Source organism: Nocardia sp. JMUB6875 (assembly GCF_041154655.1).
Classification (GTDB): domain Bacteria; phylum Actinomycetota; class Actinomycetes; order Mycobacteriales; family Mycobacteriaceae; genus Nocardia.
In genome coordinates, this window is the sequence record NZ_BAAFGR010000004.1 from 15,918 (window position 1) to 38,478 (window position 22,561).

The window sequence follows — 22,561 nt, forward strand, 5'->3', positions numbered from 1 at the left end:
ATCTCGCGGCAGGTCCCGTACGTCATCGCGGGTCCGGGAGGAGACCGCCACACATGCCGATGTTCGGACGAGACACCGAGCTGAAAGAACTGTCCGCCCTCGTGGACAACCCCGGCGACCGCAGCGGCTTCCTGATCGAAGGCGAGCCGGGGATCGGAAAATCCACGCTGGTCGAGGCGGCCGTCGCCGTTGCCACCGGGTTGCGCGTACTGCGGACGGTCGGTCTGGAGGCCGAGCACGGCCTCGCCTACGCCGGTCTGCATCGCCTGCTGTACCCCCTGCGCCGCGAGTTCCAAGCCCTGCCCGCGCGCCAGTTCGACGCGCTGACAACCGCTCTGGGCATGTCGGACAGTACCGAGGAACCGAGCCCGCACCTGGTGGGCCTGGCGGCCCTGACCGTGCTGGCCGACGCCGCCTTCGAGCGGCCGCTGCTGCTCGTGGCCGAGGACGTGCACTGGCTCGATCCCGCCAGCGCCGAGGTGCTCGCCTTCGTGGTGCGCCGCATCGAATCCGAACCGGTCGCGGTGCTGGCCACGCTGCGGGACGGCACGGGTTCACCGCTGCGCGAGGCCGGACTCACCGCCCTGCGCCTGCGGCCGCTCCCCCAGGACGAGGCCAACGCACTCCTCGACAGCGTCGTACCGGAACTGCCCGTCCAGGTCCGCCGCCGGGTGCTCGCCGAGGCCCACGGCAATCCGCTGGCCCTGACCGAACTTCCGACCGCGGCAACGGATCTCGCCGAACCGGTCATGATGCTGCCCTTGACCGAGCGGCTGGAACGCGCCTTCTCGGCGCGTGGCGCGACCCTGCCCGAACCGACCCGGGCCGCCCTGCTCGTCGCGGCCCTGAACGACAGCGACTCGATCACCGAGACACTCACCGCCGCGGGGATTGTCCAAGGCTCCCCGGCGACCGCGGAGATCCTCACACCCGCCGTGACGGCCCACCTGATCGATATCGCCTCCGGCGCAGTGGCTTTCCGCCACCCACTGGTCCGCTCGGCCTTGGTGGCCTCGGCCACGGCCGAGCAGCGACGCCGTGCCCATCTGGCACTGGCCGAGACGCTCGCCGAGTCACCGGATCGCCAGGTGTGGCATCGGGCGGCGGGCGTGGCCGGGGCCGATGAGGACGTGGCCACCGCCCTCGAACAGGCCGCCGAACGGTCCCGGCACCGCGGCGGCGCGATCGCCGCCCTGGAGCGCGCGGCCGCGCTCAGCGCCACGCCGGGCCGGCGCGCGGATCGCCTGCTGCGCGCGGCGGAACTGGCGGTCGATTCCGGTCAGCGGAAGACGGTCGAACGACTGGTCGACACCGCGCGCACCCTGCCGCTCACGAGCGGACAGCAGGCCACGGCGAACTGGATCCTCAGCGGATTCGAGGACGGCATGCGCGAGAATCCCTCGCACATAGGCGAATTGGCCGCACTCGCCGCCTCCGTCGCCGCCGACGGGTATACCGATTCGGCGCTGCGCATCCTGTGGGGCGCGGCCATGCGGTGCTACTGGTCCGAACCCGGTCCCGATATCCGGCGCGCGGTGCTCGCCGTAGCCGACACCTTCGGTGTTCCCGACGGCGATCCGCGGAAGCTCGCGGTCGACTCGATCGTGGCTCCGTTCGAGCGCGGCGAGCAGGTCCTGGGTCACTTGCGGGTGCTGGCCGCGACCACGGGACGCGATCCGGAGGTCGATCATCTGCTCAGCAGCGCGGCACACCAGGTCGGCGCCTTCGACCTCTCCGTGCACTTCGCCACCGCGGCCGCGGCCGGATTCCGGTCGTCCGGCCGGCTCGGGCTGTTGACCCGCGCCCTCGCGATCCAGGCCCGGGGCCTGGTGCGGGTCGGCGACCTCGCCACCGCCGCACCCATCGCGGCCGAGTCCGCGGCCTTCGCCCTGGAGACCCAGCAAACCTTCATGCATGCGTCGGTCGTCGCGATCCAGGCCGAGATCGCGGCGCTGCGTGGCGACTATCCGCAGGCCGCGGCGCTCGCGACGGACGCCGAACGCGTCGGTCTCGCGGCCGGCTCCCGGCCGGTGCTGGGCAAGGTGCTGCTCACCCGGGGACTGATCGCGCTGGGCGAGGGCCGATTCGACGATGCCTTCACCGACCTGGCCCGCCTGCACGATCCACGCGACCCGTCCTATTCGCTGTCGACACGCGTCCTTCCTCGCCGAACTCGCCGAGGCCGCGGTCCGCGCCGGGCAGACCGATGCCCTGCGCGACCTGCTTCGCGACGTGGAGCCGGTGGCCGCGTCCACGTCGTCGCCCGCCCTGCACATCGGGTTGCGCTACGCCCGGGCGGTACTGGCGGGTGATGATGCCGAGAAGCTGTTCGCCGAAGCCCTCGAGGCGGATCTCACCGGCTGGCCCGCCGAACGCGGCCGCCTGCATCTGGCCTACGGCGAATGGCTGCGGCGGCAGCGCCGGGTGGTGGAGTCACGCGCCCATTTGCGCACGGCCCGTGAGACTTTCGATGCCCTGGGCTTCACGGCGTGGAGTGAACGGGCCCGCCTGGAACTGCGCAGCGCGGGCGAGTCGAGTCCGAACCGGAATCCGGACGCCCGCGATCAGCTCACCCCGCACGAGTTGAGCATCGCGCAGCTGGCGGCGCAGGGATTGACCAACCGGGAGATCGGGCAGCGGCTGTACCTGTCGCATCGGACGGTCAGCACGCATCTGCACCGGATTTTCCCGAAGCTGGGGATCAGCTCGCGCGGCGATCTCGCGGCGCTGCTGCCCCCGGCGGACGATTCGGCCGCATGACCGGTGTCGGATGACGTAACCGGGCGACACCGATTACGTCATTCGACGCTCGCCGCCGGGCCGGGCCGATTCCTAGCGTCGAGGGCATGGATTTCAGCAGAAGACTTCTCGGCGGCGCCCTCGCCGCGGGCCTGGCCGCGGTCACCCTGACCGCGTGCACGACCGAAACCACGGCCACCCCCGCTCCCGCCACCACGGCCGCGGGTGCGGACCTGCGCGCCGGATCCGGCGCGCACACCTCCCTCGGCCCGATCAAGCAGATCGACGCGGGCGTGCTCAATATCGGCTACGCCGAATTCGGCCCCAGCACCGGCCAGCCGGTGATCCTCCTGCACGGCTGGCCCTACGACGCCTACAGCTACGTCGATGTCGCGCCGCAGCTGGCCGACGCCGGTTACCGGGTGCTGGTCCCGTTCCTGCGCGGCTACGGCACGACCACCTTCCGCTCCCCCGACACCGTCCGCAACGGCCAGCAGTCGGCCATCGCCCGCGACATCGTCGACTTCATGGACGCCTTGCACATCGACAAGGCGGTGCTCGGCGGATTCGATTGGGGCGCACGCACGGTCGATATCATCGCCGCCCTGTGGCCCGAGCGGGTCAAGGCGATGGTGGCGGTGAGCGGCTACATCATCACCCAGCAGGCGGCTCAGCAGCAGCCGCTCGCACCGGAGGCCGAACTCGGCTGGTGGTACCAGTACTACTTCGCCACCGAGCGCGGTCGCCTGGGCTACGAGCGCAACCGCCACGATTTCGACAAGCTCATCTGGCAGCGCGCCTCCCCCGCCTGGAAGTTCGACGACGCCACCTATGACCGCAGCGCCGCCGCCTTCGACAATCCCGATCACGTCGCGATCGTCATCTCGAACTATCGGTGGCGGTTGAGCCTGGCTCCCGGTGAGCCGCAATACGATTCGTACGAGCAGCGGCTGGCGACCGGCCCGGCGATCTCCGTACCCGCCATCACGATCAGCAGCGATTTCGACGGCCCGGCCAAGGACGGGAAGGGCTATCGGGCCAAGTTCACCGGCAAGTACGAGCACCGCGTGCTCGACGGCATCGGACACAATGTCCCGCAGGAAGCTCCGCATCCGTTCGCCCAGGCCATTATCGACGCCGACCACCTCTGAAACCGGAAAAACCAATGCCGGGCCCGCGAAAACATCAGCGGGCCCGGCATTCTCATGTTCTACAACGCCGCTAGAGCGTGTCCCGTCGGTGGATGCGGCCGCAGGGTTCGAGCTCGAGCACCACATCGACGCCGATCCGGCGCAGGAACGGATAGTCGTGGCTGACCACGAGATTGGAAGCGCTCACCGCCGGACAGCGTCGAGACGGGACGTTCGACCGCACTGCCGCGCAGCAGCAACCGCGCCAGCTGATTGCGAATCGTGCCGGTCACGACGGTGACGGCCACCGCGTGGACGTTCTCCAGCGCGCTGGCCCGCTCGTCCAGATTGTCGAGGCGTTGCGGCAGATAACCCACCCGATCCGTATGCAGGACAGCGCGTTCGGGACGGCGGCCGTGCAGCAGATCCTCGATCAGCATGGATTTCCCGGCGCCGTTGCGGCCGACCAGGCCGGTGCGCCCGGCGGTCAGGGTACCGGTGAGCCCGGCAAGCGCGATACTTCCGTCGGGCCATTCGAAGGACAGGTTCTGCAGGACGACAGCAGAGGGCATGGATATGGACATGGGTCGTCGACTCTTCCTGCTCGGGAAACGAGCGGGCCGCGTGAATTCATGAGGGTGCGGAAAGCAGACGAAGGCGCGAGGGCGCGGATGAGTGGAATCGCGCCGGTGTGAGGAAATGCGCCGCCTTCGACTGGCGGCTAGATTCTGTCGACTTCCTCGATGAGCACGAAACCACCCTACCAGCGGCGTCAGACCCGTTGATCGCGATAGGTTTCCAGCAGCCGAAGCCAGATCTCGCTGATGGTGGGGAATGAGGGAACCGCATGCCACAGCCGGTCGATCGGAACCTCACCGGCGATGGCGACGGTGGCCGAGTGCAGCAGCTCGGCGACGCCCGCTCCGGCGAAGGTGGCGCCGACGATCACCCGGCGCTCCGGATCGATGAGCACGCGGGCGTGCCCTCGATACCCGGGATCGTGCTGGATCGCGCCCGCGACCCGGCCGATCTCGTAATCGACCACATCCACTGTCCGCCCGGCCCGCGCGGCATCCTCGGTGGTGAGACCGACCGCGGCGATTTCCGGATCGGTGAAGACCACCTGGGGCACCGCCTCGAGGTCAGCGGTCCCCGCGTGCGCACCCCAGCGCCCGGTATCCAGCGCCAGCCCACGCGCCCGGGCGGCAATGGCGGCCCCGGCGATCCGCGCCTGGTATTTGCCCTGATGGGTGAGCAGCGCACGGCGATTCACATCGCCGACCGCATACAACCACTCGCCATCGACGGCGGTCACGGCATAGGCGTCGTCCACGCCGAGCCACTCCCCCGGCGTCAGGCCGACGGTTTCCAGCCCGATGTCCTCGGTGCGCGGCGCGCGTCCGGTCGCGAGCAGCAGCTCGTCGGCGACCAGTCGCGTGCCGTCGGCAAGTGTGATGTGGACAGCGTCGTCGGGCCCGCCCGCGCGCTCGGCCGTCTCGATGGTTGTACCCACATGCAGCGTGACACCGGCCTCCCGGAGCCGATCGGCGACCAGGTCCGCGGCGAAGGCCTCGACGCGGCCCAGCAGCCGGGATTCGCGGGCGATGAGCGTGACCTGCGCGCCCAATCCCCGCCAGGCGGTGGCCATTTCGACCGCGACTACGCCCGCCCCGAGAATCGCGAGCCGATCGGGCACCTCGCGGGCGCTGGTGGCCTCGCGACTCGTCCACGGACGCAACGCATCCAGGCCCGGCAGCGGCGGGAGTGCCGCGGAGGTGCCGGTGCACACCGCCACCGCGTGCCGGGCGGCGAGCCGCACGATGCCGCCTTCGGGGGTGTGGACGGTCACCCGCCGCGGCCCGTCGAGACGGCCGTGGCCGCGTACGAGGTCGATGCACGCCGAATCGAGCCAGTCGACCTGGTCCCGGTCGTTCCAGTCGGCCGACGTCCGGTCACGATGCTTCAGCACCGCATCCGCGTCGAGCGGACCGGTGACCGCGCCGCCGACACCGGGGAAGCGGGCGGCCTCGCCGTAGAGCAGGACGGGTCGCAGCAGCGCCTTGCTGGGTTCGCAAGCCCAGTAGGAACATTCGCCGCCGACAAGTTCGGATTCGACGATCACCGTGCTCAGTCCGGCCGCGCGGCTCCGGTCGGCGACATTCTCACCGACCGGCCCGGCGCCGATCACCACGACATCGTAGGTGTGGATTTCCTTGTCTGACATGGGTTCAGCCTCGCTCATCGGTTCAGCGGCCCGGCGCGCGCCGGGTAATTTCCTGCAGGAACCAGGAATTGCCGTCGGGATCGGTGAAGGCCGCGAACGAGCCGTAGCTGCTGCGCTCCGGATGCGCACCCGGCACACGGTCTTTCGCCCCGGCGTGGTGGAAGGCTCCGGTCGCGTCGTGGAACGGTCCTTCGACCGTGATCCCGCGTTCGGTCAGCTCCGCCACGGCCTTTTCGATATCGGTGACGATCAGATGCAGGCCCTGCACCGAGCCGGGCGCGGCCGCGGTGACGCCGGTGCCGAAGATGATCGAGCATTCCGAACCGGGCGGGGTGGCCTGCACGACGCGGTAGCCCTCGTCCACCGGGAAATCGGCGTCGAGTCGGAAGCCGAGCCGCTCGACGTAGAAGGCTTTCGCGCGGTCGACGTCGGCGACGGGCAGGACGATTACTTCCAGTTTCAGATCCATGATCGTGTTCTCCTCGAATGCTTTTCGTGTCAGTGGGCCGAGTGCGGTTCAGTGGGCGGAGCTCTGGGCAGCCCGCTCGATCACGCCCGCGACCAGATCCGGGTGCGAGACGGCGACCGAATGCGAGGCGTCGACCTCGGTGACCTGCGCGTGCGCCCGCTCGGCCATGAACCGCTGGGCCGCGACCGGGATATTGAGGTCCTGGGTGGTGACCACATCCCAGCTGGGCTTGTCGGTCCACGCCGCCACGGTCGCTTTCTCCTCCAGCGCGGCCTGCAGGATCGGACGCTGCGACGCGGCGGCCCGGGCGGCGCGGTCGGCGGGCACGTCGGCGGCGAACTGATCGTGGAACTTGGCCTGCTGGATGTACAGATCGGTGCCGGCACTGCCGTCCGGGGCGGTGAAGGCGACCGGGTCGAGGGTGCCGGGCAGGGTGGTGCCGGGGAACTTGTTGGTCAGCTCGAGCGCCGTCTCACCCGGCGCGGGCAGGAAGGCCGCGACGTAGACCAGGCTCTTCACCTGGTCGTTGCCCGCCGCGGCCGCGCTGATGACCGAACCGCCGTAGGAGTGCCCGACCAGCACCACGGGTCCGTTGATATGGCTGATCAGGCCCTTCAGCGTGGTGGCGTCGGAGGCCGGACCGCGCAGCGGATTCGCCGCGGCCACCACCGGATACCCGTCCTTGCGGAGCTTGTCGATGACATCGTTCCAGCTCGAGCCGTCCGCGAACGCGCCGTGCACCAGCACCACGGTCGGCTTCGGCGCGTCCTCGTTCGGTCCGGCGTGGGTGACGGTGCTCGCGGTGCAGGCCACCGCCAGGCTGCCGGCCGCCACCGCGGCGGTGACCGCCGCGATGGCCCGGGCGCCGCGCCGCTTGCCGATGCGTCGAATGTCGATCATGTCCTTGTCCCTTCGAGAGCGTTACTGCACCTTGTGCGGCTTCAACTCTCGTTCCCGGACCCCTGCCGCCACATCTGTCAGCTGACGGCAACCGTGACGTAGTCGGGGATCGACCGTGACGTACTCAGGGCGCGGCGATCGCCGAGAGCCGCTCGAACTGACTGTCCGACAGCCGGATCCGCGCCGCGGCGATGTTCTGATCGAGATGCTCCGCGGAGGCGGTGCCCGGAATCGGCAGCATGGTCGGCGAGCGGTGCAACAACCACGCCAGCGACACCTGCACCGGAGTCGCGTCAAGTTCGGCGGCGATTTCCGCGAGCACGCCATCGGCCCCGACATGCGCGCCCGAACCGAGCGGGAACCAGGGCAGGAACGCGATGCCTTGCGCGGCGGTGTATTCCACGACATCCTCGGCGACCCGGTGGGAGAGGTTGTAGAGGTTCTGCACGCTGGCGATGGGCGTGATCTCCGCCGCCGCCCGAATCTCCTCGACGCCGACCTCCGACAACCCGATCAGCCGCGCCTTGCCCTCGTCGACCAGCTGGCGCAGCGCACCGACCTGATCGGCGAGCGGATAGGCCGAATCGACCCGATGCAGTTGCAAGAGATCGAGGTGATCCACTCGCAGTCGCCGCAGGGACAATTCGGCCTGCTGCCGCAGATACGCCGGATGCCCCAGCGACAGCCATTCGGTCGGCGACGGATGCACCGCACCGACCTTGGTCGCGATCACCACATCCTCGCGATACGGCGCCAGCGCCTCGGCGATCAGCTCCTCGCTCTCACCGAGCCCGTACGCATCGGCGGTATCGATGAGGTTCACCCCCGCCTCGACCGCCCGCCGCAGCAATGCGATCGCGCTCTTCCGATCGGCGGGCGCCCGCCAGACGTGCAGCACCGCATCGTCGAAACCGGGCGCCTGATCCGCCAATCGCATTGTGCCGTAGCCGATTCGGCTCACATCGAGCTCGCCGCCGAGCTTGAAAGTGGTAGTCATCGCAGGAATCCCTTTCATAATTGGGTATCCGTGCGAAGCTAGGCACCCGGCGAACAGCCCCGCGAGCGTCGGATGACGTACGTCATGACGCTCGCGGGGTACGCCACTCGTCTACTCAGGGGTGACGATGGCGAAATCGGGGTCGGGCTCGTCGAAGAGGGTGGCGAGTTTGGCGAAGCTCTGGGCGTCGCCGTCGATGGTGAGAGCGCCGGATTGCATGGCCGCGCCGAGATCCTGGCCTGCCAGGAGAACGCCGATCAAGGTCGGGCGGGTGAGGGTGAAGGTGACGTCGGCGGGCGGGAGTTTGTCGCCGTCGCGGCGGTCGAAGTGGATCAGGACGCCGTTGCGGAGTTCCAGGCGGTGGGTGCGCTTCTCGTCGGTGAAACGCCAGTCGCTGATGGCTTTCTCGTGCCAGGCCTTCGGGCCGTCCAGGCGCAGCGCCATGGCGTCGAAGACCTGCTCGATGGTCAGCGCGGCCATCATGGTCGGCGAGCTGGCCTTGGTCGGGGTGCCGACCTTGCCGTTGCGCAGTTCGTAGGCGCCCATCAGGAAGAAGTTGCGCCAGGTGGCGTTCTCCGCGCCGTAGCCGAGCTGGTCGTAGGTGCTGGCCAGCAGGGTCTTGGCGGCCTCGTTGGACGGGTCGGCGAAGATGACGTAGTTGAGCACCTGCGCCACCCAGCGGTAGTCGCCGTCGTCGAAGGAGACGCGCGCCTTGCGCAGCGCCTCGTCCGCGCCGCCCATGAATTCCACATGGCGCTTGGCGGATTCGACCGGCGGATGCTCCCACAGGTGCGCCGGATTGCCGTCGAACCAGCCCATGTAGCGCTGGTAGATGGCCTTCACATTGTGGCTGACCGAACCGTAGTAGCCGTGGGTGCTCCAGGCCGCGGTGAGCGCGGGCGGCAGCTCGATCGCCTCGGCGATCTCGGAGCCGACATAGCCCTGGTTGAGCCGGCGCAGCGTCTGGTCGTGCAGGTAGCCGTACAGATCCCGTTGCAGTGCAAGGTATTCCACCAGACGCTCGGTGCCCCAGGTGGGCCAGTGATGGGAGGCGAACACGACGTCGGAGTCGTAGCCGAACAAGTTGATCGACTCGGTCAGGTACTGCGCCCACACGTGCGGGTCGCGCACCAGCGCGCCGCGCAGGGTCAGCAGGTTGTGCAGGGTGTGTGTGGCGTTCTCGGCCATGCACAGGGCGCGATGGTCGGGGAAGTAGAAGTTCATCTCCGACGGCGCCTCGGTGCCGGGGGTGATCTGGAAGACGATGCGCACCCCGTCGATCGTCTCCTCCTGCCCGGTCTCGGTGATGTCGAGCGTCGGCGCGATCAGGGTGACGGTGCCGGTCGAAGTCGTCTGTCCCAGACCCGATCCCACGGTGCCGTGCGGCCCGCGCGGCAGCGCCGCGCCGTACATGTAGGCGGCCCGGCGCGCCATTGCCGTTCCGGCGTAGATGTTCTCGGCGACGGCGTGCTCGAGGAAGCCCGCGGGCGCGATCACCGGGCAGCGCCCGGATTCGGCGTCGGCCTCGGTGGTCACACCCATCGCACCGCCGAAATGGTCGACGTGCGAATGGGTGTAGATGAGGCCGGTGACCGGCCGGTCGCCGCGGTGGGCGCGGTACAGCTCGAGGCCCGCCTTCGCCGTCTCCGCGGAGATGAGCGGATCGATGACGATCACGCCGGTCTTGCCCTCGATCATGGTCATGTTCGACAGGTCCAGGCCGCGGATCTGATAGATCCCCTCGGTCACCTCGTAGAGGCCCTGCCGGATGTTCAGCCCGGACTGCCGCCACAGGCTCGGGTTCACCGAGGACGGGCAGGAGCCCTTCAGGAAGTCGTAGGAGTCGTTGTCCCACACCACGTTTCCGTCGGCGTCCTCAACCACGCCGGGCTCGAGCGCAGCGATGAACCCGCGGTCGGCGTCCTGCTGGTCGGTGGTGTCGGCGAAGGAGAATTCCGAGGTGACCCGCTGCTGCTGCTCGATGATGTAATCACTGGGTTCGGTCGCTGTGCTCACTGCCTGCCTCCTTTTCGGCCGGTCGCCCGGCACGGATCGAAACTGCCCGCTATCGCACGGGATCGGTGAACCCGATCACCGCGGCCACCACCGTCACGCTCACCACGACCACCGTGGTGAGCACGATCTGCGGTGTCCCGTCGTATTCACGCGCACCTAGTAGCGCCCGATTGCGCCGAAACGCCATGAGCGCCAACAGCATGAGCGCGATCACCGCGCACACCGGAGCGACCGCCGCACCGCGCCAGCCATTGCTCACCGCGTGACTGAGAAACAAGGCCCCCGTACCCATGGACGCCACCGAGGTGCGACGCCATGCCAGCGCGGTGCGCTCCTCGGGGAAGGTCGGCGCCGTCATCGGAACACCATCCCCCAGGCCGCGATGAGCGAGACGACCGCGATGCCGAAGGCCAGGATCGGCACCATCGGCGTATCCCGCAGCGGCAACCCCCGGCGCATGGCGATGGCGACATCACGCCAATGCGTATACGCCCCGATCGCCACCATGAACGCCAGCACCAGACAGCTCATGGCCAGCAACCGCCGCACCCCGGCGTGATGGAACGGCTGGACCAGGGTGTGCACGGCCACGCCACCGGCCAGCAAGCCGAGCGCGGTGCGAATCCAGGCGAGGAAGGTCCGCTCGTTGGCCAAGGTGAACCGGTAGTCGACCGGAACCTCGGCCGGTTCCGCGCGATCATCGGGATCATCGACCACGGCAACTTCCTCTCCTCGCCCGGCTACCCGATCCACCCAATCATCCAATAGCTGAAAATTCGCCAATTGGCGCGGCATCATTTGGCGGACGCAAAAGAACCCCGGGCCCAATGGACCCGGGGTTCTCGGTGTCGACCTGCTAGTAGTCGATGCGGTCGGTCTTGGCCAGCCAGGCCTCGAACGGAGCGTTGCGGTTGGGGAGGTCGAGACGCTCGAGGGTGGTGGGCCAGTTGCCCTCGGTACGCACCTCGAACAGCTCGTAGAAGACGCGGTCGTCGAAGCCGGCGGTGGCGGCGTCGTGCCGGTCGGCGGCGAAGATGATGCGGTCCACGCGGGCCCACAGGGCCGAGGACAGGCACATCGGGCAGGGCTCGCACGAGGTGACCAGGACGCAGCCCTCGAGGGAGAAGGTGCCGAGCGCCTGGCACGCGGCCCGCATGGCAGTCACCTCACCGTGCGCGGTCGGGTCCAGCGTCGAGGTCACCTTGTTGTGCCCGACCGCGACGATCTCGCCGTCCTTGGCTACGAGCGCGCCGAAGGGGCCGCCGCCGTTCGCGACGCTGTTGGTCGCCAACCTGATCGCCTCGTCCAGCCAGTCGCGCTCGAGCTCCTGGAGGCTCTTCTCTTTGACGGTCACGGTCACTCCTTCACGGATCACGCGGGGACTCCCCCGGATGCGGGGCCGGGCGGTCCGACTGTTTCCGCCCGTGTGGCGGGTCGGCGGTCCACGGCGCTCATCCCTTGCATTTGCAACTTGTGATGAGGAGTACACAGCCAACCGGACGGTGTCGGCTAGGGGTAGAAGACATGAACCGGGTCGGCGGCGGGGGCCGGGTTTTCGTAGGGATTAACAAACCGTGTGAAATTCTTCGGTTGCCGAGGGTGGCAAATTACCCCATTACGGCCTGGTCCGCACGGCGAAATCGGACGGGTAGCTGTCGCGCGACAGGCCAGAAGCATCGATCCACTGAGTGGGACGCGACCGGATATCGACGTTGCCGACGATCTGCTGGACCACCGATTCATCGGTCGGGCCGACGGCACGGATTTCCGCCCCGGTGCAGGGCCAGGCCCGGTAGACCCGTCATCCGAACGAATTCCCCACGGGTTTGCCGCGCCGGGGAAACTTCCCGCGGTAGCACTTGATTCTTGTTGCCGCCCAACGTCTTTCGAATAGAAAGAAATCTCGTAGGAGTCTACGAAATACGCACTGTGACGCGCGCCCCGTTTCGTGGCTTCCATGCCTGGCCGCTACCGTCCGGCCGCCTGTGTACTTCATTGCGAAGTCTGCAGAGTCGAGGGCAATCACGTTGCCGGACAAGGAGTTTTCGTGGCCATACAGCGGAAGCACACGATGTACCACTCGAGTGTCGTCGACGCCGATCCGGACACGGTCTGGGCCACGGTCCGCGATGCCCTGCGCCTGGTGGCCATCGTGTCCGGACCCGCGGCCAAGGATGTGCACTGGGTCGGAGACGGTGGGCCGGAACGGGTTCCGTCGCTCTACAACTTCACGCTGGTGTTCAGCGACGGCCTGGTCCAGCAGGAGGTGTGCGGGCGCGACGAGGAAAAGCGACTGCAGTCCTACCGCTCCATCGAGCCGACCATGGGCGTGCAGCGCTACCTCGGCACCATTCGCGTCCGCGAGATCACCAATGACCCGAACCGCTGCTTCTTCGACTGGACCCGCGAGCTGACCGTCGCCGCGGACGCCGACACCGAGGTCGTGGAAACCATCATCGACATGATGGCCAAGCAGGTCGATTCCGTGCGCGACCACTTCGCGCGGGCCTAGCGGCGGGCGATATCGCAATGAAGGAGAACACCTTGGCAGAGTCATCGCCCAACCACACCGAGCCGTCGCACCGACATATCGAGATCGCCTGGCCCGAACTGGGTCTCACCGTGACCGCCGAACTCGACGGCCGCAATGCGGAACTGGCCGACGCACTGTGGGAGGCGCTGCCCTACCGCAGCCTGCAGGGCCACGCCCTGGTCGCGGGCCAGCACCTGTACCACGTGGCGCCGATCCCCTCGCTGCTGCACGTGCCCGCGTCGGAGAAGATCGCGGACCGCCGCGACGCACCCGACGGCACGGTATTCCTGTCCGCGCTCCAGCATCTCGGCATCAAGTACGGCACGCTGACCGAGCCGATGCCCGCCGCGCCCGTCGGGCGCATCCGCGACGAGGACATCGCCGCGCTGCTGGAGGCCGGTCAGGCCGTGTGGGATTCGGTGTATTCGACCAAGCAGCCGATCCTGGTGGAGGTGCGCCGCGCGGGAAGCGAAGGCGGCCACCGGATTCCGCACCTGACCGCCGCCGACGCGGACGCCAACCGGCTGATCCACGATGTGCACGCCGAGACCGAGCTGATCTGGCTGACCGAACCGGCCGAGCTGGCCGCGCTGCATCGGGGCGTGATCCCTTCGGGCGCGGGCAGTTTCGACACCGTGCTGCCCACCCTGCTGTTCGTCAACGGCGAGACCCGCCCGCTCGGGTACGCCTCCTACGGCGGTCTGGTCCGCGCCGCGGTGCAGGGTATGCCGATGGATTCGCTGCGCCACATGACGCGACTGCTGGTGGGTGTTCCGGCCGAGTTCCTCGGGTACTGCGGCCTGGAGCCGCTGTGGGCGTTCACCCAGCGGTTCCTGGCCTGCCTCGACCAGCTCGACCGGGACGACTTCCTGGCCGTGGTGAGCCAGCTGGCGCTCTACGTCAACACCCTGGGCGGCTGGAACCTGCACCTGTACCCGTGGGACAGCGGCGACCACCTGCGCCAGCAGCGCCCGGCCGAGGTCGCACGCTCATGAGCGAGCGCACCGAGGTCCTGGTCATCGGCGGCGGCGTCATCGGCACCTCGATCGCCGCCCAGCTGGCCGAGGCCGGGGTCGAGACGGTTCTGCTCGAGCGCGGCGAGCTGGGTTCGGGAGCGTCCGCGAATACGGCCGGGGTGGTCCGGACCTACTTTCCGGACAGCGCCCTGGTCGGCGAGCTCGCGGTGCGCAGCCTCGCCGCGTATCACGCCCTCGCCGAGCGCAGTGGGATCGACCTGGGCCTGAACCGGGTCGGATTCCTGGTGTTGTTCACCGACGAACACCAGGTGGAGGACTTCCAGCGGGAGCGGTCCGCGCAGCACGCCGCGGGGGTCGAGGTCGAACTCGTGACCGCCGCCGAGGCGGCCCGGCGCAATCCGCTGCTGGACGCGAATTCCATTGTGGCGGCGGCCTGGTCGCCCGAGGCGTACTCCTGCGATCCGGCGGCGATCGTGCGCGCCTTCGCCGCGACGGCCGAGCGGGCCGGGGCCGTGCTGCGCACCGGGACGGCGGTGACCGCGATCGATCCCGACGGGCTCGTGCACACCTCCGCCGGAACCATCCGTGCCGACACCATCGTCTGCGCGGCCGGGCCGTGGGCGGACACGGTCGCCGCCCTGGCGGGCGTGGACCTCCCGGTGAGCACCTATCCCGTGGACCTGCTGCTCACCGACGCGCCCGCCGCGGCCGGCCACACCGCGATTCCGATGACCTTGCACCCGTCCAGCCTGCGGATTCGCTCCTGGGGCGACCGGATCCTCATCGGCATGGGCCGCCCCGGTCCGGACGAGACCCGGGAGTCCTGGCTCGAGCGGGTATCGCGGCAGCTCGCCACCACCTACCCCGCCCTGGCCGGGCAGCGCATCGACCAGGGATGGAGCGGCGACCTCGACGTCAGCCCGGACGGGGTGCCCTTCATCGGCCGCGATCCCGAGCGCGCCTTCGTCTACGCGGCGGGATTCTCCGGCCAGGGCCTGTGCCAGGCGCCCGCCGCCGGCGCGCTGGTCCGCGACCTCATACTCGGCACGGAAGGAAACACTCATGATCGTCTTGGCGTGCAACGGATTCAGCCGCGTCTCGGAGTTCTTCGCTGAGAACTTCGGCGCGGTCGGCCGGGACAAGCACTACCTCATGGGCCACGACGCCGGGGCCGCGCTGCTGATCGACGGCGAACTGGTCGCCGCGGTCGAGGAGGAGCGGCTCAATCGGGAGAAGAAGACCACCGACTTCCCGGTCGAATCGGTGCGGTGGTGTCTCGAGCACGCGGGGCTGGAATTCTCCGATATCGATCTCATCGCCATCCCGTGGCGGTGGGACACCGAAGTGGTGGATCAGCTGCTGGCCGATATCTCCGCCGCACCCATGAATTCCGTTGCGCAGCAGCAATTGCTGCGCGGCATCCGCAATCTGGCCGCCGAGGTCGTGAGCCCGGAGGCGATCCTGGCCGACTTCGCCGCGCGCACCGGGTTCACGCCGGATCCGGACCGGGTGGTGTTCGTGCCGCACCACTTCGCCCACGCCATGACCGGCTATTACCTGGCCGGGCTGAAGGACAGCGCGTTCCTGGTCAGTGATGGTCGCGCGGAACGGTTCTCGTCGGTCATGGGCGAGATCCGCGACGGCCGCATCCGGGTCTTCGACGAATCGACGATCGGGGCGGAGAACTCGATCGGCATGCTGTTCAGCGCGATCACCCGCTTCCTGGGCTTCGTCCCGAACAACGACGAGTACAAGGTGATGGGCCTGTCCGGGTACGCCCGGCCGCCGGTGCCGAATCCGTTCGTCGAGGATCTCGTCCAACTGCACTCCCACGGCCGATACTCCTTCCGCATTCCGCTGCAGACGGACAATCCGCGCAGCCTGGACCCGCTGTTCGAGCAGTACTTCGGCCCGTTCGAGGACACCCTCGAATACCAGGCCCGGGTGGCCGCGGCCGCCCAGGAAATGCTGACGATCGTGACGCGCCACCAGCTTCGGGCGCTCGAGGGCAAGACCGACCTGAGGCAGCAGTTGCTGTTCGAGGGCGGGGTGGCGTTGAACTGCCTCAACAACACTCCCCTGTTCGAGGGCTCGTGGTTCGAGGACATGGCGGTGAGTTTCGGGGCCAGCGATACCGGCATCGTGATCGGCGCGGCCGCGTATGCCTGGCTGAACCACCCGGACACGGCGGGTGCGACGCGGCCCACGCCGCACGTAACCCCTTATCTCGGACCGGAATACGATGATACGGCCATCGAACAGGCGCTGCGTGAGTTCGGCGACCAGGTGGGCTGGACCCGGCTCGACGATGACGAGGTCGTCGATCAGGTGTCGAAGCTGCTCACCGAGAAGGTCGTCATCGGCTGGTACGAGGGCCGGATCGAGCACGGCCCACGGGCTTTGGGCCACCGCAGCATCCTGGCCAACCCGAAGTTCCCGGATATCAAGGACGTCATCAACACCCGGGTCAAACACCGGGAGCCGTTCCGTCCCTTCGCACCGCTGGTGCTGGAGTCGGACGCCCCGAAGGTCTTCGAGATGGGCCGCAAAACCCGTTCTCCCTACATGACTTTCGTGTTCCCGGTGCGGCCGGAGTACCAGGACGTCATCCCGGGCGCGACGCATGTGGACGGCACCTCCCGGGTGCAGACCATCACCGATCGCGACACCCCGCGCCTGGCCGCGCTGCTGCGCCGCTTCACCGCCCTCACCGATGTGCCCTGCCTGATCAACACCTCGTTCAATGTGGCGGGCGAACCGATCGTCTGCACCCCGGGCGACGCGCTGCGCTGCTTCCTGGGCACGGAGATCGACTACCTGGTGCTCGGCAACTATCTCGTCACGAAAGCCCAACCGGCGAAATGACATTCGCATCCGGAGACCCGACGACGCTGCTGCTGGTCAGGCACGGCGAGACGGCGTTGACGCCCGAGCGGCGATTCTCCGGCAGCGGCGGCTCCGATCCGGAGCTGTCCGCCACCGGACGGCGGCAGGCCGAGGCCGTCGCGGGCGTGCTCGCGACCCTCGGCCCGGTGCACGCGGTGGTGTCCTCGCCGCTGCGCCGCTGCCGGGAGACCGCGGCGGCCACGGCCGGGAAACTGGGCCTCGAGGTCCAGGTCGCCGCGGGGCTGCGGGAGGCGGATTTCGGTGTGTGGGAAGGGCTCACGTTCGCCGAGATCCGCGCGCGTTACCCGGAAGAGCTGGCGGAATGGCTGGCTTCACCGGCGGCGGTGCCGGGCGGCACCGGCGAATCAATGGATTCCGTGACCCGCCGCGTCGAGGAGTCGCGCGACAAACTGCTGGCGCAATTCCCGGGGCAGCGGGTGCTGGTGGTCTCGCATGTCGCGCCGCTGCGGACATTGGTGCGGCTGGCGCTCGGCGCGCCGCCGGAGTCGCTGTTCCGTATGGAGTTGGCGGCGGCCTCGCTCTCGGAGGTCGCGTATTACCCCGACGGGAGCGCGAGCGTGCGTTCGCTCAACGACACCGCCCACCTGCGCTGACCGCTGGACACGAAGCAGGCCCCGGTTCTCGATGAGAACCGGGGCCTGCTTCGTTCTTCTTGCTACGCGCTGTCCGCGATCGAATGCACCTGCGCCACACTGTTCTTCGCGTGCCGCTCGGCCTCGAACGTCTTGATCAGATCCGCCGCCACGCTCACCGCGATGACGATCGGCTCCTTGCCGGTGATATCCGGCAGCCCGATCGGCGTCTTGATCCGGGCGATCGTGGCCGCGTCGAAGCCGCCCTCGGTGGCCAGCTTCTTCTGGAACCGCACCCACTTGGCAGCCGACCCGATCAGGCCGATCGAGCCGAGTTCCGGTGTGCGCAAGGCGGTATCGCACAGCGCGGCGTCCTCGGCGTGATCATGGGTCATGATCAGCACGTGGGTGCCGGGCGGCAGCTCCGCGATGACTTCCTCGGGGAGCATGAGCGGCCGGTGCACGTGCACCTGCGCCACCGCGTCGTCCAGCACCGTGAGCCGTTCCGGGGCAAGCTGTTCCGGCCGGGTGTCGATCAGATGCAGGTCGAGCTCCTGGCGGGCCAGGATGCGGGCCAGCTCGTAGCCCACGTGCCCGACGCCGAACAGCGCCACGGCGGGCACCACCGGCAGCGGTTCCAGCAGCACGCTGACCGCGCCGCCGCAGCACTGCACGCCGTGCCGGTTGGTGACCTTGTCGTTGAGGGCGAAGTCCATGATCTCCGTCTGCGGATCGGACGACGCCATCAGCTCGCGCGCCCGGTCGATGGCGACGGCCTCGATATTGCCGCCGCCGATCGAACCCCAGGACTCCGTCTGTCCCACAACCAGTTTCGCACCCGGCTTGCGGGGCGCGTGACCGCGCACGGTCGCGACGGTCACCAGCACGCCGGGTTCCCGGCGGGCTCGTAACCGTTCGACCGCGGCCACCCAGGTCATGTCAGACTCCGCTCAGCGCGGTCGTGCCGACGGCGACGCCGTTGCCGTTGCCATTGGCGTGGCCGTTGCCATTGCCGTTGTGGCCGTTGCCATTCGCGGCGTGACCGTTGCCGGCGTGCCCGTTGGTGAGCGCCTTGGCGGCCACGTCACCGCGGCGCGCGCCCTGGATGGCCCAGTACACCGCCTCCGGCGTCGCGGGCGACGCCAGATCGACGCTGGTGCCGTCGGGCCCGAACGCGGCGGCGGCCTGCCGCAGCGCCTCGCGCACCGCGAAGGCCAGCATGAGCGGCGGCTCGCCGACGGCCTTGGAGCCGTAGACCGCGCCCTCCTCGGTGGCGTCCTCGAGCAGCGTCACATTGAACTCCTCGGGCATCTCCGAGAAGGACGGCAGCTTGTAGGTGCTGGCCGCCTGGGTCAGGAACCGGCCGCGGTTGGGGCCGTCGCTGGTGTCCCAGCGCAGGTCCTCCAGCGTCAGCCAGCCCGCGCCCTGCACGAACCCGCCCTCGACCTGACCGATGTCGATCAGCGGCGAGAGGCTGTCGCCCACATCGTGCACGATGTCCACGCGGCGGGTCTTGTACGCGCCGGTGAACCCGTCCACCTCGACCTCGACGGCCGCGGCACCGTAGGCGAAGTACTTGAAGGGCGAGCCCTGGAAGATCTTCGCGTCCCAGTGCAGGCCCTCGGTCCGGTAGTAGCCCGACGCCGACAGCTGCACCCGCTGGAAGTACGCGGTATGCACCAGCGTGTCCCAGTCGAGTGTCTTGTCGCTGCCCAGCAGGGTCGCGACACCGTCGATGATGCGGATGTCGGAAGCGTTGCCGCCCAACTGGGTTGCCGCGACCTGGACCAGGCGCGCCCGCAGCTGCTCACAGGCGTTCTTGATCGCGCCGCCGTTGAGGTCCGCGCCCGAGGAGGCCGCGGTCGCGGAGGTGTTGGGCACCTTGTCCGTTCGCGTCGGCGCCAGCCGCACCTTGTGCAGCGGGATGCCCAGCGTGGTCGCGGCCACCTGCATCATCTTGGTGTGCAGGCCCTGGCCCATCTCGGTGCCGCCGTGGTTGATCAGGACGGAGCCGTCCTTGTAGATCAGCACCAGCGAACCGCCCTGGTTGAAGGCGGTCAGGTTGAACGAGATGCCGAACTTGATATTCGTGATCGCCAAGGCGCGCTTGGTGTTCGGGTGCGCGGCGTTGAACGCCGCGATCTCGCGCTGCCGCTCGGCCCAGTCCGCGTTGTCCTGGGTCTGGTGCCAGATCTTGCCGATGCGGTCGGTCTGCCCGACCGGCTGACCGTAGGGCGTGGTCTGGTTGGGCGCGTAGAAGTTGCGCTCGCGCAGCTCCGCCGGATCCAGGCCCAGCAGCGGGGCGCAGCGGCCCAGGATGTCCTCGATCACGATCATGCCCTGGGGGCCGCCGAAACCGCGGAACGCGGTGTTGGACACCGTATTCGTCTTGGCGATGCGACCCGCGACGTGCGCGTTCGGGATCCAGTAGGTGTTGTCGATGTGGCACAGGGCGCGCGCCAGCACCGGCTCCGACAGGTCCAGGCTCCAGCCGCCGTCGGCGGTCAGCGTCGCGTCCAGGGCCTGGATGCGGCCCTGGGCGTCGAAGCCGATCTTCCACGAGGAGTGGAAGCCGTGCCGCTTGCCGGACATGGTGAGGTCCTGGGTCCGGTTGAGCCGCAGGCGAACCGGGCGACCGGTGAGCTTGGCGCCGAGCGCGGCGATGGCCGCGAACCCGTGCGGCTGCATCTCCTTGCCGCCGAAGCCGCCGCCCATGCGCAGGCACTGCACGGTGACCTCGTGGCTGTGCAGCCCGAGCACGTGCGCCACGATCTCCTGCGTCTCCGACGGGTGCTGCGTGCTGGACTGGATGAAGAGCTGCCCGGCCTCGTCGACCTGCGCCAGGGCGCAATGGGTTTCGAGGTAGAAGTGCTCCTGGCCCTTGAACTCGAACTCGCCCTCGAACACATGCGTCGAGTTGGCGAAACCCTCATCGATATCGCCGCGGATCATGGTCGGGCGCGCGCCGTGGAAGCTCTCGGCCGCGATGGCCTCGCGCACGGTGATCAGCGAGGGCAGCTCCTCGAGCTCCACCTCGACGGCCGCGGCGCCGAGCCGGGCCGCCTCCAGGGTGTCGCCCAGCACCCACGCGACCGCGTGGCCGTTGAACATGACCTCTTCGGGGAACAGCGGCTCGTCGTGCTTCATGCCCGCGTCATTGACGCCCGGCACGTCGGCGATGGTGAGCACCCGCACCACACCCGGCACCGCGTACGCGGCGTCGGTGTTCAGCGACTTGATCTTGCCGTGCGCCTTGAACACCTGCACCGGGTAGGCGTGCAGGCAGTCCTTGGTGCGGTACACCAGGTCGTCGGTGTAGAGCGCGGTGCCGGTGACGTGCAGCGACGCGCTCTCGTGCGGCATCGGGACGCCGACGACCGGCTTCTCGGGACGCTCGGACAGATGACTCATGACAGCACCGCCTCGGTGGTCTGCGCGTACAGCTTCTTCAGGCTCTGGCCGAGCATCGCGGCGCGGTACTCGGAGCTGGCGCGGTGATCGTTCATCGGCGTGCCCTCGCCCTGCAGGATCGCGGCCGCGGCCTCGATGGTCTCGGTGGACCACGGCTTGCCGATCAGCGCGGCCTCGGTGTCGAGGGCGCGGATCGGGGTGGCGGCCACGCCGCCCAGGCCGATGCGGGCCCGGCTGACCACGCCGTCCTCGATATCGAGCGCGAAAGCGACGGCGACACTGGAGATGTCGTCGAAGCGACGCTTGGCGATCTTGTGGAACGCGGTCACCTTGGCCAGCGGCAGCGGGAAGCGCACGGCGCGGATCAGCTCGTCCGCGCGGCGCACGCTCTGCCGGTAGCCGGTGAAGTAGTCGGCCAGCTCGACCTCGCGCTCACCGTCGGCGGAGGCCAGCACCACCGACGCACCCAGCGCGAGCAGCGCCGGCGGCGAGTCACCGATCGGGGAACCGGTACCCAGGTTGCCGCCGAAGGTGGCGTTGTTGCGGATCAGGCGGGAGGCGAACTGCGGGAACAGTTCCGCCAGCAGCGGCACGCTGCCGTCGAGGCGGCGCTCGATCTCGGTCAGCGGCACGGCCGCGCCGATCTCGATGTGATCGGCCTCGATCTGCAGGCCGCGCAGTTCGGGCAGGCGGTCGATGGCGATCGCGTAATCCGCACGGCGCGAACGGATATTGACCTCGACGCCCCAGTCGGTGGAACCGGCGACGAGCACCGCGTCCGGGCGGTCGCGCAGCAGCTGCACGGCCTCGGCGAGGGTCTCCGGGCGGCGGAAGGTGCGGCCGTCCTGGCTGTACTCGGTGGCGACCGGGGCCGGGGCCTCCTGCTCGCGGCGCTGCGCGAACTTGTCGTCTGCCTCGGGCTCGCCGAGTGCGAAGGCGGCATCGCGGATCGGGCGGTAACCGGTGCAGCGGCACAGGTTACCGCTCAGCGAGTGCAGGTCGAAACCATTGGGGCCGTGCTCGTGATCGTGCCCGTCGGCCGACTCTGCGGCGTTGTCCTCGGCCGCGTGCGCGGAGGCGCAACGGGTCGGCCGGTAGTACTCCGACGCCATGGAACAGATGAAGCCCGGGGTGCAGTAACCACACTGCGAGCCGCCGCGCACCGCCATCTCCTTCTGCACCGGGTGCAGTTCGGTGGGTGCGCCGGAGCCGTCGAGCTCACCGAGGCCCTCGGCGGTGACGATCTCCTGGCCGTCGAGCGAGGCGACGGGCACCAGGCAGGCGTTGATGGCGATCCAGTCGGTGGGCTGCTCCACGCCGGGGCGCGCCACCATGATCGAGCAGGCGCCGCATTCGCCCTCGGCGCAGCCTTCCTTGCTCCCGGTGAAACCGCGGTCCCGCAGGAAATCCAAGACGGTGGTGTGGGGAGCCGCCGGGGAAATCGGGGTGACTTTCCCGTTGACCGTGATCCGCGCCTCTACCATTGCACAACCTCATTTCGCTGCGCGGTCGATCTGATAATCCTAGTCGCCATTTCAGGAGCTTTCTATTTCGGTGACGCCGCCCGAGAACCCGGAGCGCGAAACGGCACGCGGGCATGCCGAAGGCCGTGACAGAGATCGAAATGTGCCGGGGCCACGTTCGGGGCACGCCGGAAAAGGGCTGCTCAGAAGCCGTGCGCTACAC

General features: G+C 68.8%; 19 protein-coding genes and 1 pseudogene. 8 read left to right on the forward strand and 12 right to left on the reverse strand.

The window, feature by feature from the left end:
• Positions 1 to 53 precede the first annotated feature (53 nt).
• From ACAM49_RS01850 to ACAM49_RS01860, 3 genes are all read left to right on the forward strand, one after another.
• Entirely contained in the window at positions 54 to 2,312 is a 2,259-nt protein-coding gene (locus ACAM49_RS01850; protein ID WP_369633695.1) for an AAA family ATPase, read from the forward strand.
• Entirely contained in the window at positions 2,242 to 2,760 is a 519-nt protein-coding gene (locus ACAM49_RS01855; protein WP_369633696.1) for a LuxR C-terminal-related transcriptional regulator, read from the forward strand. The genes ACAM49_RS01850 and ACAM49_RS01855 overlap by 71 nt, the downstream gene beginning before the upstream one ends.
• Before the next feature lie 86 nt (positions 2,761 to 2,846).
• Positions 2,847 to 3,890 carry an alpha/beta fold hydrolase gene (locus ACAM49_RS01860; protein WP_369633697.1) on the forward strand — a complete coding sequence of 348 codons (1,044 nt, stop codon included), beginning with the start codon at positions 2,847 to 2,849 and terminating at the stop codon, positions 3,888 to 3,890.
• A gap of 70 nt (positions 3,891 to 3,960) precedes the next feature.
• Here ACAM49_RS01860 and ACAM49_RS01865 read toward each other — a convergent pair.
• The 9 genes and pseudogenes from ACAM49_RS01865 to ACAM49_RS01905 form a co-directional block, all read right to left on the reverse strand.
• Positions 3,961 to 4,339, reverse strand: a pseudogene (locus tag ACAM49_RS01865) (ATP-binding cassette domain-containing protein); the annotation flags it as partial.
• Positions 4,340 to 4,641: 302 nt separating this feature from the next.
• Positions 4,642 to 6,093, reverse strand: a complete 1,452-nt coding sequence (locus ACAM49_RS01870) for an NAD(P)/FAD-dependent oxidoreductase (RefSeq protein ID WP_369633698.1) — start codon at positions 6,091 to 6,093, stop codon at positions 4,642 to 4,644.
• A gap of 22 nt (positions 6,094 to 6,115) precedes the next feature.
• Positions 6,116 to 6,562, reverse strand: a complete 447-nt coding sequence (locus ACAM49_RS01875; RefSeq protein ID WP_369633699.1) for a VOC family protein — start codon at positions 6,560 to 6,562, stop codon at positions 6,116 to 6,118.
• 48 nt (positions 6,563 to 6,610) lie between these two features.
• Positions 6,611 to 7,462 carry an alpha/beta fold hydrolase gene (locus ACAM49_RS01880; RefSeq protein WP_369633700.1) on the reverse strand — a complete coding sequence of 284 codons (852 nt, stop codon included), beginning with the start codon at positions 7,460 to 7,462 and terminating at the stop codon, positions 6,611 to 6,613.
• 124 nt (positions 7,463 to 7,586) lie between these two features.
• A complete protein-coding gene (locus ACAM49_RS01885; RefSeq protein WP_369633701.1) occupies positions 7,587 to 8,459 on the reverse strand; it encodes an aldo/keto reductase in 873 nt (290 codons plus the stop codon).
• Positions 8,460 to 8,570: 111 nt separating this feature from the next.
• The gene (locus ACAM49_RS01890) at positions 8,571 to 10,475 is read right to left on the reverse strand and encodes an alkyl/aryl-sulfatase (protein WP_369633702.1); all 1,905 of its coding nucleotides are present in this window, start codon (positions 10,473 to 10,475) and stop codon (positions 8,571 to 8,573) included.
• A 49-nt stretch (positions 10,476 to 10,524) separates the two neighbouring features.
• A complete protein-coding gene (locus ACAM49_RS01895; protein WP_369633703.1) occupies positions 10,525 to 10,833 on the reverse strand; it encodes a DUF202 domain-containing protein in 309 nt (102 codons plus the stop codon).
• Positions 10,830 to 11,192 carry a YidH family protein gene (locus ACAM49_RS01900; RefSeq protein WP_369633704.1) on the reverse strand — a complete coding sequence of 121 codons (363 nt, stop codon included), beginning with the start codon at positions 11,190 to 11,192 and terminating at the stop codon, positions 10,830 to 10,832. The genes ACAM49_RS01895 and ACAM49_RS01900 overlap by 4 nt, the downstream gene beginning before the upstream one ends.
• Positions 11,193 to 11,331: 139 nt before the next feature.
• Complete coding sequence (locus ACAM49_RS01905) at positions 11,332 to 11,829, reverse strand: nucleoside deaminase (RefSeq protein WP_369633705.1); 498 nt, start codon at positions 11,827 to 11,829, stop codon at positions 11,332 to 11,334.
• A gap of 693 nt (positions 11,830 to 12,522) precedes the next feature.
• On the opposite strand from ACAM49_RS01905, the gene ACAM49_RS01910 reads away from it, so the two are divergent.
• Genes ACAM49_RS01910 through ACAM49_RS01930 form a run of 5 tightly spaced genes read left to right on the forward strand, consistent with a single transcriptional unit; the run spans position 12,523 to position 17,485 of the window.
• A complete protein-coding gene (locus tag ACAM49_RS01910; protein WP_369633706.1) occupies positions 12,523 to 12,987 on the forward strand; it encodes an SRPBCC family protein in 465 nt (154 codons plus the stop codon).
• A 32-nt stretch (positions 12,988 to 13,019) separates the two neighbouring features.
• Positions 13,020 to 14,003 carry a hypothetical protein gene (locus tag ACAM49_RS01915; RefSeq protein ID WP_369633707.1) on the forward strand — a complete coding sequence of 328 codons (984 nt, stop codon included), beginning with the start codon at positions 13,020 to 13,022 and terminating at the stop codon, positions 14,001 to 14,003.
• A complete protein-coding gene (locus ACAM49_RS01920) occupies positions 14,000 to 15,100 on the forward strand; it encodes an NAD(P)/FAD-dependent oxidoreductase (RefSeq protein WP_369633708.1) in 1,101 nt (366 codons plus the stop codon). Before ACAM49_RS01915 ends, ACAM49_RS01920 begins: the two co-directional genes overlap by 4 nt.
• Complete coding sequence (locus ACAM49_RS01925) at positions 15,048 to 16,850, forward strand: carbamoyltransferase (protein ID WP_369633709.1); 1,803 nt, start codon at positions 15,048 to 15,050, stop codon at positions 16,848 to 16,850. Before ACAM49_RS01920 ends, ACAM49_RS01925 begins: the two co-directional genes overlap by 53 nt.
• Entirely contained in the window at positions 16,847 to 17,485 is a 639-nt protein-coding gene (locus ACAM49_RS01930; protein WP_369633710.1) for a histidine phosphatase family protein, read from the forward strand. Before ACAM49_RS01925 ends, ACAM49_RS01930 begins: the two co-directional genes overlap by 4 nt.
• 62 nt (positions 17,486 to 17,547) lie before the next feature.
• Here the strand turns inward: ACAM49_RS01930 and xdhC are convergent, their stop codons facing one another.
• Genes xdhC through ACAM49_RS01945 form a run of 3 tightly spaced genes read right to left on the reverse strand, consistent with a single transcriptional unit; the run spans position 17,548 to position 22,359 of the window.
• Complete coding sequence (gene xdhC / locus ACAM49_RS01935; RefSeq protein WP_369633711.1) at positions 17,548 to 18,402, reverse strand: xanthine dehydrogenase accessory protein XdhC; 855 nt, start codon at positions 18,400 to 18,402, stop codon at positions 17,548 to 17,550.
• 1 nt (position 18,403) lies between these two features.
• Positions 18,404 to 20,875 (reverse strand): xanthine dehydrogenase molybdopterin binding subunit, encoded by a 2,472-nt coding sequence (xdhB, locus tag ACAM49_RS01940; protein WP_369633712.1) that lies wholly within the window; start codon positions 20,873 to 20,875, stop codon positions 18,404 to 18,406.
• Positions 20,872 to 22,359, reverse strand: coding sequence for a xanthine dehydrogenase small subunit (locus ACAM49_RS01945; RefSeq protein ID WP_369633713.1), 1,488 nt, complete (start codon positions 22,357 to 22,359; stop codon positions 20,872 to 20,874). The genes xdhB and ACAM49_RS01945 overlap by 4 nt, the downstream gene beginning before the upstream one ends.
• Positions 22,360 to 22,561 lie beyond the last annotated feature (202 nt).